The organism is Rhodoferax sp. U11-2br (assembly GCF_018619435.1).
Lineage (GTDB): Bacteria > Pseudomonadota > Gammaproteobacteria > Burkholderiales > Burkholderiaceae_C > Rhodoferax.
Window position 1 is genome coordinate 18856 of sequence record NZ_JAHFZF010000026.1, and the last position, 13186, is coordinate 32041.

Consider the following 13186-nt stretch of genomic DNA (forward strand, 5'->3'; position numbering starts at 1 on the left):
CCTCAAGGCGCCGGGCTGGCTTCGCGTTTGGCCCGGGCGCGGGCCAGCGCCGCTTCGATCACGGCGCGTTTTTTGTCGGGTACCACGGGTTCGCTGGCGGGTGCCGGATGCGTCCGGTTCTCTTGATCCGTGATTTCAAGCTCTTTCTCATTGAGGCCCTCGTCCTGCTTGAGCCTATAGCTATGAAAGGAGTAGCGTTCGCGGGCTTTGTCGGCGTCTGCCTGTGACCAGGCGGCCCAGCCGGTGGCCGTGCCGCTGGTGTTCTCGACCCGGATGCAGTCCACCGGGCATACCGGCAGGCACAACTCACACCCGGTGCAGTGGGCCTCGATCACCGTGTGCATCAGTTTGTTGGCGCCCACAATCGCGTCCACCGGGCAAGCCTTGATACACAGGGTGCAGCCAATACACCAGTCTTCGTCGATGAACACCGTGTTGCGCGGGCCTTCCACACCATGCACCGGGTTCAGTGGCTTGGCCGTCTGGCCAGTCAGGGCCGCCAGCCTGGCCACGCCCTCCTGGCCCCCTGGGGGGCACTGGTTGATGTCGGCCTCGCTGTTGGCCACCGCTTGCGCGTAGGCGGCGCAGTCCGGGTAGCCGCAGCGGGTGCATTGGGTTTGCGGCAGGGCCGCCAGAATGTCTTGTGCCAGAGGGGTCATGCGGTACGGGGTATTGCCCTTTTTCGGGCGGCGGGTTTGCTTGCCACTGGCGGCACGTCAGCAGCCAGTGTTTTGGCGACGGGTGCGACAGGTTGGGCTTTGACAGTTTTAGCCCTGGCCGCTGGTTTGGGGGCGGGTGTTGGTGTGACAGTTGTTGCTGCGTCTGCTTTTTGGGGCGCGGTGGCAGCCACAAGCACCGCCGTGTCCGATTGCAGCTCGGTCTGTGCCGCCACCGCAGGGCTGGCGCTCAGCGCGGGCACACTGCTCACCACCGGTGGCTGGTAACGCAGGATAAAGGCCTTGACCTTCGGGTAGACCATTTCGCGCCAGCGCCGCCCGGCAAAAATGCCGTAGTGGCCGGCACCTTCCACCTCATAGTGTTCCTGCATGCTTTTGGGCACACCGCTGCAGATGCCGTGCACCGCCTCGGTCTGGCCCGAGCCGGAAATATCGTCGAGTTCACCTTCCACACTGAGCAGCGCGGTCTTGGTGATGTCCTGCGGGCGCACATGTTCGATCTGGCCGTCCACACCGCGTACATGCCAGGTGCCGTTGACCAGCTTGAGGTCCTGAAACACGGTCTGGATGGTTTCCAGGTAGTAGTGCGCGTCCATATCGAGCACCGCGTTGTACTCGTCGTAGAACTTACGGTGGGTTTCGGCGCTGGAGCGGTCGCCTTTGATCAGATCCTGAAAATAGTCGTAATGGCTGCGGGCATGGTTGCTCGGGTTCATCGCGACAAAACCCGAATGCTGCAGAAAGCCCGGGTAAACCTTGCGCCCGGCGCCAGGAAAGCGGCTGGGCACGCGGTAGATCACATGGTTCTCGAACCAGCTCAGGTTCTTGTTCATCGCCAGATTGTTGACCTTGGTGGGTGATTTGCTGGCGTCAATCGGGCCACCCATCATGACCATGCTCAAGGGTGTCAACTCACCCCGGCTGGCCATCAGCGACACCGCTGCGAGCACCGGCACCGTGGGCTGGCAGACACTCATCACATGGCAGTTGCCGTAGCGGGCCTGCAGGTGGCGGATGAATTCCTGCACATAGTTGACGTAGTCGTCGAGGTGGAAGTCCCCCTCGGACAGCGGCACCAGGCGTGCGTTGGTCCAGTCAGTGATGTAGACCTTGTGGTCCTTGAGCATGGTTTTCACCGTGTCCCGCAGCAAGGTGGCGTAGTGTCCAGAGAGCGGCGCCACAATCAGCACCGCAGGCTGGTCCTTGAGTTTGGTCAGGGTGGCCTGGTCGTCGGTGAAGCGTTTGAATCGGCGCAGTTCACAAAACGGTTTCTTGAGCTCAACCCGCTCATGGATCGCCACGTCGACACCGTCCACATCGGCGGTGCGCAGACCAAACTCGGGCTTTTCATAGTCCTTTCCCAGGCGGTGCAAGAGGTCATAACCCGCAGAAATGCGTTGCGACATCGGGTGCATGCCCCAGATTGAGCGCGGGTTTGCGTACAGCTTGGCAGCTGACGCGGCCAGGTCGGTCAGTGGCTCCATCAGCGAGCGCTGGGTTTCATAAAGTTTGTAGAGCACGGCGTCACCTTTGGGTTAATTTATGTTGCAGTGCAATATAGCAGTCCTGGCCAAAAAGTACATCGGTTGAATCACCAAGCGGCCAAAGAAAGGCAGACCAGCGGGGCAGGGTGCGTTTGTCCAGATCTTTCAGGGGTTTGAACGCCGGGCCAGCCGGGTTGCCAGCTGGCTCAGGGCGGCATACGCCTCACCGACCTGCGGCTGCCAGTCCGCCAGTGCCTGCTGTTGCCGAGCCACCAGGGCCGTGTCACCACGGGCGGCTGGGCCGGTCAGGGCGGCCTGTGGGCCGAGCGCCACGATGTTGTTCACCGCGTTCTGCAGCAGGGTGCGGCGCATCTGCTGCGCCAGATCTTCGGGCATGCCGCTGTGCTGCCACAGCTGTTCGGCCAGATCCTGCAGCACCGGCAGGAAGTTGGTGGCCAACACCGCACCGGCGTGGTAGAGCAGTTTGTTCTGCGCAGACAGGGCAAAACAGCGCCCACCGATCCGGCTAAAGGCGTCCTCCAGCACGGCCAGTGCTGTCGCATCCCCCTCCAGCGCACAGGGTGTACCGGCAAATTGGGCCAGCGCCCGTTCGGGCTGGGCAAAACTCAGCAAGGGGTGGGCACTGGCCATCTGCCAGCCGAGTTGGCCCAGTGACGCCAGTTCGGATGAGCCCAATGCGCCGCTGCAATGGCACACCAGGGCAGGGGGCCTGTCCAGAGTTGCCAAAGCCTGGGCCACCGTGGTGATCTGGCTGTCGGGCACCGACAACATCCAGACGTCAGCGGCTGGCAAGGCCCTCAAATCGGTCACAGCGTTCCCTGCACCGATGAAGTCCCGCGCCTGTTGTGCGCTGGCCATCGAGCGTGCCAGCACACCCTGGATCTGGAACACACCAGAGCTCGCCCACAGCCGCCCCAGCGTCTGGCCCACACGGCCCGCGCCGATGATGTTGAGACTGGTCATGGCAGTTGTTGACTCATAAAAAAATAGCTGCCTGCCCTTAATGCATAAGGGCTAGGCAGCGATTTGTTACTTAAATGTGTGAATCAGACCACTTTGGCGATGCTGGCGCAGACGTAGTCGATGTTTTTGCTATTGAGCGCAGCCACACACATGCGACCGGTGTCGGTGCCATACACACCAAACTCGCTGCGCAGGCGCACCATCTGGTCCTTGCTCAGGCCAGAGTAGCTGAACATGCCAATCTGCTGCGTGATGAAGCTCATGTCCTGCTTGACACCGGCGGCTTTGAGGCCGTCGACGAGCTTCTGGCGCATGGCTTTGATGCGCACACGCATCTCGCCGAGTTCAGCTTCCCACAGGGCGCGCAACTCGGGGTTGCCCAACACACCGGCCACAATCGCGCCGCCATGGGTGGGCGGGTTGCTGTAGTTGGTGCGGATCACAATCTTGAGCTGGCTCAGCACGCGGCTGGCTTCTTCCTTGTTGGCGCACAGCACCGACAGGGCACCCACACGTTCGCCGTAAAGGCTGAAGCTCTTGCTGAAAGAAGTCGAGACAAAGAAGTCCAGGCCCGCGTCGACAAACTTGCCAATCACCGCGCCGTCTTCGGCAATGCCGTAACCAAAACCTTGGTAGGCCATGTCCAGGAAGGGGGTCAGGCCCTTGGCCTTGACCACCGCGATCACCTCGTCCCATTGGGCGGCGGTGATGTCGTAGCCAGTCGGGTTGTGGCAGCAGGCGTGCAAGACCACCACGGTGCCAGCGGCGGCAGCGTTCAGGTCGGCCAGCATGCCGGCAAAGTTCAGACCACGGGTGGTGGCGTCGTAGTAGCGGTAGCTTTCCACCGTGAAACCGGAGTTGGTGAACAGCGCGCGGTGGTTTTCCCAGCTCGGGTCAGAGATCAGCACCTTGGCGGTTGGGTTGAGTTTTTTCAGGAAGTCAGCGCCAATCTTCAGGCCACCGGTGCCGCCCAGGGCCTGGATGGTGGCCACACGGCCACTCTTGACGGGCTCGCTGTCGGTGCCAAACACCAGGCTTTTGACCGCTGCGTCGTAAGCTGCAATACCGTCGATGGGCAGGTAACCACGCGCGGTGGGTTTGTCCATCATGGTTTTCTCAAAGGCTTGCACACATTGCAGCAGCGGCAGCTTGCCGTTGTCATCGAAGTAAACACCCACACCCAGGTTGACCTTGGCGGGGTTGGTATCGGCGTTGAATTGCTCGTTGAGACCCAGAATCGGGTCGCGGGGGGCCATTTCGACAGCGGAAAAGAGTGACATGGAAAAGTCCTGTGGAGTGGGGTGGGGTGACGCGGTCAGCCAGTGACCGGCCAGCCAAGCATTTTACTGACAAGGTGAGGCGCTCAAATCCGCTTTTTGCGCACCCAGTCTCGATCAATTGACCCAACTGCCCAGTGGCCCCCCTGAGAACCCCAAAATGTCGCGCGGGCCGCTGCCGCGCTACCAACTGCCGTGCAGCGGCTCAGGACCCGGAGTTGCTGCTCGGTGTGCTGGTGTTTTGCAGGGCCGAGTACTGGTTGTCCACGCGATTTTCGTCGTAGGCGGTGACCACAAAGGCCACAAAACCCACCAGCATCACCGCGGCCCCCACGATGGCCATATATTTGGTCAGAAACTCGTTCAGATCAGAGCGCATAGTCACCTCACAAAAAAGGTTGGAAAACTCGTGAACGCAACAGTCACCTGTCAGACCGAACAGTACGCCCAATGAACCCAACAGCCTGTGCTGGCCTCACCAAATACCTGCTGTGATCAGGGTTATGGGGCGCCACACGTTGTGGTTCAGCAGAGCTTCACCCGGGTCTGAGCTCAGGATTGGATAACATGGCCGCCTGTTATTGACCGAGTGAAAACCCCAAGATGTCCGCACCGAGCCCGCTGAACCTGGTTTCCCCTGACGATGCCGAGCCCGCGCGCAGCGGCCAGTTCGTCAGCTTTCCTGGATCACCGTTTGAGTTGTACCAGCCGTACCCGCCTGCTGGCGACCAGCCCGAAGCCATCAATCAGCTGGTCGAGGGTGTAGAAGACGGTGAGGTGTTTCAGACCCTGCTGGGTGTGACCGGCTCGGGCAAAACCTTCACCATGGCCAATGTGATCGCCCGGCTGGGGCGCCCGGCGATTGTGTTTGCACCGAACAAAACCTTGGCGGCGCAGCTGTACAGCGAGTTTCGCGAGTTTTTCCCGAAAAATGCGGTGGAGTATTTCGTTAGTTATTACGACTACTACCAGCCCGAGGCCTATGTGCCGCAGCGGGATTTGTTCATTGAAAAAGACTCGGCCATCAACGAACACATCGAGCAGATGCGTCTGAGCTGTACCAAGAGTGTGCTGGAGCGGCGTGATGTGGTGATTGTGGCCACCGTCTCGGCGATCTACGGTATTGGCCAGCCCGAGGCGTACCACAAGATGGTGATGACGCTGCGCGCAGGCGACAAAATGGGCCAGCGCGACATGATTGCGCAGCTGGTGCGTATGCAGTACCAGCGCAACGACATGGACTTCAGCCGTGGTGCCTTTCGGGTGCGTGGTGACACCATCGACATTTTTCCGGCTGAACACTCCGAGATGGCGATCCGCGTCGAGCTGTTTGACGACGAGATTGAGTCCTTACAACTGTTTGACCCGCTTACTGGACGCATCCGGCAAAAAATTCCGCGCTTCACGGTTTACCCCAGCAGCCACTACGTCACACCCAGAGAGCAGGTGTTGTCGGCGGTGGAGGCTATCAAAATTGAGCTGGCCGACCGCATCAAGGAGTTTGTGGGCCAAGGCAAGCTGGTGGAAGCCCAGCGTCTGGAGCAACGCACCCGGTTCGATTTGGAAATGCTGTCCGAGGTCGGCCACTGCAAAGGCATCGAGAACTACTCTCGGCATTTGAGTGGCGCCGCACCCGGTGAACCACCCGCCACACTGACCGATTACCTGCCCAAAGACGCGGTGATGTTTCTGGATGAGTCGCACGTGTTGATTGGCCAGTTTGGCGGCATGTTCAATGGCGACCGCTCGCGCAAAACCACGCTGGTGGAGTACGGTTTTCGCCTGCCCAGTGCGCTGGACAACCGGCCGCTCAAGTTTGAAGAGTTTGAGACACGTATGCGCCAGGCGATTTTTGTCTCGGCCACACCCGCGCAGTGGGAAAAGGACCATGCCGGTCAGGTGGTGGAGCAGCTGGTGCGCCCGACCGGTCTGGTCGACCCCGAGGTCGAAGTGCGTCCGGCCAGCAGCCAGGTCGACGACGTGTTGCAAGAGATCCGCATCCGTGTCGAGAAAAACGAGCGGGTGCTGATCACCACGCTGACCAAACGCATGGCCGAGCAGCTCACCGATTACCTGAGCGACAACGGTGTCAAGGTGCGTTATTTACACAGCGACATCGACACCGTGGAGCGGGTCGAAATTCTGCGTGACCTGCGCCTCGGCGCGTTTGACGTGCTGGTGGGTATCAACCTGCTGCGCGAAGGCCTGGACATTCCCGAGGTCTCGCTGGTGGCGATTCTGGATGCAGACAAGGAAGGTTTTTTGCGCTCCGAACGTTCGCTGATCCAGACCATTGGCCGCGCCGCACGTAACCTGGAGGGCAGGGCGATCCTCTACGCTGACAAGATCACTGACTCGATGGAACGCGCTATGGGTGAGACCCAGCGTCGCCGTGCCAAACAGGTGGCGCACAACCTCAAGAACGGCATCACACCACGCTCGATCGTCAAACAGATCCGCGACCTGATCGACGGCGTCTACAGCGAAAAGGCGGGCAAAGAGGCCGAGAAGCTGGAACGCGATGCGATGCAGCGTGCGCAGGTCGAAGAGATGAGCGAAAAAGACATCTCACGCGAGATCAAACGCCTGGAAAAACTCATGATGGAGCACGCCCGCAATCTTGAGTTCGAGAAGGCGGCGCGGGTGCGCGACCAGCTGGCGATTCTGAAAGAACAGGCTTTCGGTGCGCCAGGCAGCGACAACATCGCACTGCTGGTGCCTGCTGGCAAATAAGTGCCAAATTGGCCTCTAGCCCTTTGATCACAAGGGCTGAGTGCTATTGAATTTGTGCCTGTCTGCGGAATAACCTTATTAAATTACCATTCAGTCTATTTATCCGACTGCGGCGCTGGGTTTTTGCTATACTTGACTCCGTTAGTCGACAACCCAGTCGGCTGGTTTTTAACCGATTGTCAGGAGTTTGCCATGCGTCTCACCACCAAAGGCCGTTTTGCGGTTACCGCGATGATCGATCTGGGCCTGCGTCAGGCCAACGGACCGGTCACCCTGGCGGCCATCAGCCAGCGCCAACAAATTTCCCTGTCGTATCTGGAGCAGCTGTTTGGCAAACTGCGCCGCCATGCCCTGGTGGAGTCCACCCGCGGCCCTGGCGGTGGTTACACCCTGGCCAAACCCGCCAACAACATCACCGTGGCCGAGATCATCAGCTCGGTCGATGAGCCCATGGATGCCACCCAGTGCGGCGGCAAAAGCAACTGCCTGGGTGAAGGCCACCGTTGTATGACCCATGATCTGTGGGACTCGCTCAACGTCAAGATGGTTGAGTTTCTGGACTCGGTCAGTCTGCAAAAACTGGTTGACGACCAGTTGGCCAAGGGTTTCCAGATGGAAGAAAAACCTTCGCTCAAACGCGCCATCTCCAGCCTGCCGGTGATCAAGCCGATGCGTGTCAACGCGCCCAATTCGGTGTTTGCCCTGGGCAACGCCTTCTCAAAAATGTAAGTTGTCTCTTCAACCTGAAAGAGAGTCACCCATGGACAGCACCCCACATTTCCCGATTTATATGGACTACAGCGCCACCAACCCCTGCGACCAGCGGGTGGTGGACGCGATGATCCCCTGGCTGCGTGAGCATTTTGGCAACCCGGCCTCGCGTAGCCACGCCTGGGGCTGGGAGGCCGAGGCCGCCGTTGAACAAGCCCGTGGCCATGTGGCCGCACTGATTGGCGCCGACCCGCGCGAAATTGTCTGGACCTCGGGCGCCACCGAGTCCAATAACCTGGCCCTCAAAGGTGCCGCGCACTTCTACCAGACCAAGGGCAAACACATCATCACGGTGAAAACCGAGCACAAGGCGGTGCTCGACACCTGTCGTGAGCTGGAGCGCCAGGGTTTTGAGGTGACTTACCTCGATGTTCAGTCCGATGGTCTGGTCAATCTGGATGCCTTCACCGCAGCCATTCGCCCCGACACCATCCTGGCCAGTGTGATGTTTGTCAACAACGAGATTGGTGTGATCCAGGACATCGCCGCCATCGGCGCGATTTGCCGCAGCAAGGGTGTGGTGTTCCATGTGGACGCGGCCCAGGCCACCGGCCGTGTGGCCTTTGACATCAGCCAGATGCCGGTCGACTTGATGAGCCTGACCTCGCACAAAACCTATGGCCCCAAAGGCATTGGTGCCCTGTTTGTGCGCCGTAAACCACGCATCCGCATCGAAGCGCAGATGCATGGTGGTGGCCATGAACGCGGCATGCGCAGCGGCACCTTACCAACCCACCAGATCGTGGGCATGGGCGAGGCTTACCGCATTGCCAAGGAAGAAATGGCCGAGGAAAACAAGCGCATTCAGGCCTTGCATGACCGCATGCTGGCGGGCCTGCAAGGCATTGAACAGGTGTTCATCAACGGCCACCTGACCCAGCGTGTGCCGCACAACCTCAACATGAGCTTCAACTACGTCGAAGGCGAGTCGCTGATCATGGGCATCAAGGGCTTGGCCGTGTCAAGCGGTTCAGCCTGTACCTCGGCCAGCCTGGAACCCAGTTATGTGCTGCGCGCCCTGGGCCGCAGTGACGAGCTGGCCCACAGCAGCCTGCGCATGACGATTGGCCGCTGGACCACCGAGGCTGACATCGACTTTGCGGTGGAAACCATCAAGGTCAACGTGGTCAAGCTGCGCGAACTCAGCCCCTTGTGGGACATGTACAAAGAAGGCATCGATATTTCCACGATTCAGTGGGCAGCTCACTAAAAAAGAGCACCCCTGTGTCGGCTGGCGCCGACTCCCCATCAAGGGGGCGATGCCAGCGGCCCGGCGAAGCCGGTTCCACGGCATCTCTGGTTTAGGCCGCGTTTTTTGAGACAGATTTGAAGGAGAACAACCATGGCATATTCTGAAAAAGTAGTCGACCACTACGAAAACCCCCGCAACGTTGGCTCGTTTGACAAGGGTGACGACTCGGTGGGCACCGGCATGGTCGGTGCGCCGGCTTGTGGTGATGTGATGAAGTTGCAGATCAAGGTCAATGCCGAAACCGGTGTGATCGAAGATGCCCGTTTCAAGACCTACGGCTGTGGTTCGGCCATCGCGTCAAGCTCTTTGGTCACCGAATGGGTCAAGGGCAAAACGCTCGACCAGGCCGCTGCGCTGAAAAATAGCGAGATCGCCGAAGAATTGGCCCTGCCACCTGTCAAAATCCACTGTTCGATTCTGGCGGAAGACGCCATCAAGGCGGCCGTCAATGACTACCGCCAAAAACACACAGAAACACAAGCGGCTTAAATCTTCCTGGCGACACCCGGCCTGACCCGGCAGCGGTGTCAGCCTGAACAGACCTCTTAAGACATCATGGCAATTACGCTCACTGACAAGGCGCTCGCGCAGCTTGCCCGCTACCTGACCAAGCGTGGCCAGGGCGTGGGTGTGCGCCTGGGTGTCAAAACCACCGGCTGCTCAGGCATGGCCTACACGCTGGAATATGTGGACTCCGTGGGGGAGGACGACATGGTGCTCGACGCACCCGGCGTCAAGATCATGATCGACCCCAAGAGTTATGTGTACCTCGATGGCACCGAACTCGACTTTGCGCGTGAAGGCTTGAACGAAGGTTTCAAGTTCAACAACCCGAATGAACGAGACCGTTGCGGATGCGGCGAGTCTTTTCGTGTGTAAAGCTACTGCGCAGTTGCCATGCGTCGTTGCGCGGTGCTCGAAATCCTCACGTACCGAGAGTACGTTTCGGTTCCTGCGCTCCGTGCGCCTAGCCTGACATCTGCTCGCTACGCTTTCCATCACGAAAAGGGCTGTTTCAATTGAAATCTCTCCAATCCAACGACTTTGAGCTGTTTGGCCTGGCGCAGACGTATGCCCAGGACAGAACGCAGATTGATGCGCGCTGGAAAGACCTGCAGCGCCAGGCCCATCCCGACAAATTTGCCGACCAGGGCGCTGCCGCCCAGCGCATCGCCATGCAGTGGTCGGTGCGCATCAATGAGGCGTATCAACGCCTCAAAGACCCGCTCAAACGCGCGGCCTATCTGTGTGAATTGCACGGTGCACCGGTCAATGCCGAAAACAACACCGCCATGCCACCTGCTTTCCTGATGCAGCAAATGGCCTGGCGCGAAGCGTTGGACGAGGCCGAAGGTGCCGATGACCTTGAGCAAATCAGCCAGCAGGTCCAGCAAGCCAGCCGTGAGGTGCTGCAAAAAATAGAGCAGCTGATCGACCAGCAGCAGGCTTACACCGAGGCCGTGGGCCAGGTCCGTGCGCTGATGTTTGTTGAGCGTTTTGCGGCCGATGTGGACAAGCGGCTTGACCAACTTGAACTTTAAGTTTCCCCAGGCCGTCACGCGGCCTGTCACCCTCTAGACACCATGGCGTTACTCCAAATCTCCGAACCAGGCCAGACGCCTGACCCGCACCAACGCCGTATTGCCGTGGGCATTGACCTGGGCACCACCCATTCGCTGGTGGCCTCGGTGCGCCACGGTGTGGCCGAATGCCTGCCCGACGACCAGGGTAGGGTGATCTTGCCCTCTGTGGTGCGTTACCTGGCGGGTGGTGGCCGTCAGATTGGCTGGGACGCGCTGCAGGCGGGGGTGGATGACCCGGTCAACACCATCAGCTCGGTCAAACGTTTCATGGGTCGTGGCCTCAAGGACGTGGCGCTGGCCGACAAACTGCCGTACCAGTTTGTCGACCACCCCGGCATGCTGGGCTTGATGACGGCCCACGGCGAGAAGTCGCCGGTCGAACTCAGTGGCGAGATTCTGGCCACCCTGCGTTACCGCGCCGAAGACACTTTCAATACCGACCTGTTTGGTGCGGTGATCACCGTGCCCGCGTACTTTGATGACGCCCAGCGCCAGGCCACCAAAGATGCCGCACAACTGGCCGGCATCAACGTGCTGCGCCTGATCAACGAACCCACTGCTGCGGCCATTGCCTACGGGCTGGACAACGCCAGCGAAGGTGTCTACGCGATTTACGACCTGGGTGGTGGCACCTTTGACATCTCAATCCTGCGCCTGACACAAGGTGTGTTTGAGGTGGTGGCCACCGGCGGCGACTCGGCCCTGGGTGGTGACGATTACGACCACGCCCTGGCCGACTGGGTGCTGGCCCAGCTGGCGGCGCAATCGGGCAGTGTGGCCAATGTGTGCAGCAACCTGGGTGCCGAGCCCCAATGCGCCAGCACGTGTGCCAACTTCGGCAGCACCAACAGCCGCAGTCCGGCCGACAAAGCCGCCCTCAAGGCCGCCGCCCGCGCCTGCAAAGAAGCCCTTACCGCTACAGATTCCGTAACATTCAGCGCCGTATTGACGGGGGCTCAGGTCACTTTTGACGTGAAACGCTCGGACTTTGATGCCGCCACCAGCGCACTCACCGCACGTACCCTGAGTGCGGTGCGCAAGGTGCTGCGTGACGCGAAACTCACGGTTGACGAGGTCAAAGGTGTGGTCATGGTCGGCGGCTCCACCCGCATGCCGCAGATCCAGCAAGCCGTGGGCAACTTCTTTGGCCAGCCGCCGCTCAACAACCTGAACCCTGATGAAGTGGTGGCGCTCGGCGCCGCCATCCAGGCCAACCAGCTCGCTGGAAACAACCCCGGTGGCGACCTTCTGCTGCTGGACGTGATCCCGCTGAGCCTGGGGGTCGAAACCATGGGTGGCCTGGTCGAGCGCATTGTGCTGCGCAACGAAACCATTCCCACCGCCAAGGCGCAAGACTTCACCACCTATGTCGACGGCCAAACCGCGCTGGCCTTGCACGTGGTGCAGGGTGAGCGCGACCTGGTGTCTGACTGCCGCAGCCTGGCACGTTTCACCCTGCGTGGCATCCCGCCGATGACCGCCGGTGCGGCGCGTATCCGTGTCACCTTCACTGTGGATGCAGATGGCCTGCTCAGTGTGTCCGCGCTGGAGCAGACCAGCGGTGTCGAAGCCCACATCACCGTCAAGCCGTCTTACGGCCTGGGTGACGAGTTGATCACTCACATGTTGCAAGACAGTTTTGCCTCGGCCGAGCGCGACATGTATGTGCGTGCGATTGTCGAGGCTCGCGTCGATGCCGACCGCATGATCCTGGCCGCCCAAAGTGCCCTGGCTGCCGATGGCGACCTGCTGGACGACGCCCAGCGCGCCGAGATCGAACAGCTGATGCGCCAGGTGCGTGCCGCCTGCGACCTGGACGACGCGCCCGCCATCGAGGCCATCACCGCGATGCTGGCCAAGGGCACCGAAGCTTTTGCCGCCCTGCGCATGAACCGGGGCATCCAGAACGCGCTCTCTGGCAAAAACATCGCCACCGTCTGAGCCGAATCTCCCTTTTTGAACTGCCGCCACCATGCCCATCATCAAGATCCTGCCCCACGCCGAATACTGCCCCGAGGGCGCCGAGGTGGTTGCCCCGGCTGGCACCTCGATCTGCGAGGCGCTGCTGGAAAACCACATCAACATCGAGCATGCCTGCGAGATGAGTTGTGCCTGCACCACCTGCCATGTGGTGGTGCGCGAGGGTTTTGAGTCACTGGCGCCGTCCGAAGAAGAAGAGGACGACCTGCTGGACCGCGCCTGGGGCCTGCAACCGCAGTCGCGCCTGAGCTGCCAGGCGATCCTGGCGCAAAAAGACCTGGTGATTGAGATACCCAAGTACTCGATCAACCACGCCAAGGAAAACCACTGAGGTTTGGCGGGGCCTTGATTAGCATCTTGGTTTAACCCGCAGCGCACGCTGGGTATCCGACTCCGCGACTGTCCCCCGGCTTGCGGCTGCGCCTTCAGCCTCCTCCTTTATGTC

At 60.3% G+C, this 13186-nt stretch carries 13 protein-coding genes; 8 read left to right on the forward strand and 5 right to left on the reverse strand.

Annotated features, from left to right (window positions below; translation table 11 throughout):
* Positions 1–2: 2 nt before the first annotated feature.
* From rsxB to KKO72_RS15590, 5 genes are all read right to left on the reverse strand, one after another.
* Positions 3–659 (reverse strand): electron transport complex subunit RsxB, encoded by a 657-nt coding sequence (rsxB, locus tag KKO72_RS15570; protein ID WP_214940591.1) that lies wholly within the window; start codon positions 657–659, stop codon positions 3–5.
* Positions 656–2197, reverse strand: a complete 1542-nt coding sequence (gene phaZ, locus KKO72_RS15575; RefSeq protein ID WP_214940594.1) for a polyhydroxyalkanoate depolymerase — start codon at positions 2195–2197, stop codon at positions 656–658. Before phaZ ends, rsxB begins: the two co-directional genes overlap by 4 nt.
* 129 nt (positions 2198–2326) lie before the next feature.
* Positions 2327–3145 carry a Rossmann-like and DUF2520 domain-containing protein gene (locus KKO72_RS15580; RefSeq protein WP_214940597.1) on the reverse strand — a complete coding sequence of 273 codons (819 nt, stop codon included), beginning with the start codon at positions 3143–3145 and terminating at the stop codon, positions 2327–2329.
* Positions 3146–3228: 83 nt separating this feature from the next.
* The gene (locus KKO72_RS15585; RefSeq protein WP_214940601.1) at positions 3229–4425 is read right to left on the reverse strand and encodes an amino acid aminotransferase; all 1197 of its coding nucleotides are present in this window, start codon (positions 4423–4425) and stop codon (positions 3229–3231) included.
* 202 nt (positions 4426–4627) lie between these two features.
* Positions 4628–4801: a hypothetical protein gene (locus tag KKO72_RS15590; protein ID WP_214940614.1), complete on the reverse strand. Its 174-nt coding sequence runs from the start codon at positions 4799–4801 to the stop codon at positions 4628–4630.
* A 224-nt stretch (positions 4802–5025) separates the two neighbouring features.
* Between KKO72_RS15590 and uvrB the strand changes: the two genes are divergently transcribed.
* The 8 genes from uvrB to fdx all read left to right on the forward strand — a co-directional run bounded on the left by uvrB (position 5026) and on the right by fdx (position 13072).
* Positions 5026–7155: an excinuclease ABC subunit UvrB gene (gene uvrB, locus KKO72_RS15595; RefSeq protein WP_251140703.1), complete on the forward strand. Its 2130-nt coding sequence runs from the start codon at positions 5026–5028 to the stop codon at positions 7153–7155.
* A 192-nt stretch (positions 7156–7347) separates the two neighbouring features.
* The gene (locus KKO72_RS15600; protein WP_078365747.1) at positions 7348–7884 is read left to right on the forward strand and encodes a Fe-S cluster assembly transcription factor; all 537 of its coding nucleotides are present in this window, start codon (positions 7348–7350) and stop codon (positions 7882–7884) included.
* 31 nt (positions 7885–7915) lie between these two features.
* The gene (locus tag KKO72_RS15605) at positions 7916–9136 is read left to right on the forward strand and encodes an IscS subfamily cysteine desulfurase (RefSeq protein ID WP_214940616.1); all 1221 of its coding nucleotides are present in this window, start codon (positions 7916–7918) and stop codon (positions 9134–9136) included.
* A gap of 132 nt (positions 9137–9268) precedes the next feature.
* Positions 9269–9667, forward strand: coding sequence for a Fe-S cluster assembly scaffold IscU (gene iscU, locus KKO72_RS15610; protein WP_078365745.1), 399 nt, complete (start codon positions 9269–9271; stop codon positions 9665–9667).
* A 66-nt stretch (positions 9668–9733) separates the two neighbouring features.
* A complete protein-coding gene (gene iscA, locus KKO72_RS15615) occupies positions 9734–10057 on the forward strand; it encodes an iron-sulfur cluster assembly protein IscA (RefSeq protein WP_078365744.1) in 324 nt (107 codons plus the stop codon).
* A 140-nt stretch (positions 10058–10197) separates the two neighbouring features.
* The gene (gene hscB / locus KKO72_RS15620) at positions 10198–10719 is read left to right on the forward strand and encodes a Fe-S protein assembly co-chaperone HscB (protein ID WP_214940619.1); all 522 of its coding nucleotides are present in this window, start codon (positions 10198–10200) and stop codon (positions 10717–10719) included.
* 42 nt (positions 10720–10761) lie between these two features.
* The gene (hscA, locus tag KKO72_RS15625; RefSeq protein ID WP_214940622.1) at positions 10762–12702 is read left to right on the forward strand and encodes a Fe-S protein assembly chaperone HscA; all 1941 of its coding nucleotides are present in this window, start codon (positions 10762–10764) and stop codon (positions 12700–12702) included.
* A 31-nt stretch (positions 12703–12733) separates the two neighbouring features.
* Positions 12734–13072 (forward strand): ISC system 2Fe-2S type ferredoxin, encoded by a 339-nt coding sequence (fdx, locus tag KKO72_RS15630; protein WP_214940625.1) that lies wholly within the window; start codon positions 12734–12736, stop codon positions 13070–13072.
* Positions 13073–13186 lie beyond the last annotated feature (114 nt).

Coding starts and splice junctions, on each gene's coding strand:
- rsxB (WP_214940591.1), bottom strand. CDS start 659: ATGACCCCTCTGGCACAAGACATTCTGGCGGCCCTGCCGCAAACCCAA.
- KKO72_RS15580 (WP_214940597.1), bottom strand. CDS start 3,145: ATGACCAGTCTCAACATCATCGGCGCGGGCCGTGTGGGCCAGACGCTG.
- KKO72_RS15585 (WP_214940601.1), bottom strand. CDS start 4,425: ATGTCACTCTTTTCCGCTGTCGAAATGGCCCCCCGCGACCCGATTCTG.
- KKO72_RS15590 (WP_214940614.1), bottom strand. CDS start 4,801: ATGCGCTCTGATCTGAACGAGTTTCTGACCAAATATATGGCCATCGTG.
- uvrB (WP_251140703.1), top strand. CDS start 5,026: ATGTCCGCACCGAGCCCGCTGAACCTGGTTTCCCCTGACGATGCCGAG.
- KKO72_RS15600 (WP_078365747.1), top strand. CDS start 7,348: ATGCGTCTCACCACCAAAGGCCGTTTTGCGGTTACCGCGATGATCGAT.
- KKO72_RS15605 (WP_214940616.1), top strand. CDS start 7,916: ATGGACAGCACCCCACATTTCCCGATTTATATGGACTACAGCGCCACC.
- iscU (WP_078365745.1), top strand. CDS start 9,269: ATGGCATATTCTGAAAAAGTAGTCGACCACTACGAAAACCCCCGCAAC.
- iscA (WP_078365744.1), top strand. CDS start 9,734: ATGGCAATTACGCTCACTGACAAGGCGCTCGCGCAGCTTGCCCGCTAC.
- hscA (WP_214940622.1), top strand. CDS start 10,762: ATGGCGTTACTCCAAATCTCCGAACCAGGCCAGACGCCTGACCCGCAC.
- fdx (WP_214940625.1), top strand. CDS start 12,734: ATGCCCATCATCAAGATCCTGCCCCACGCCGAATACTGCCCCGAGGGC.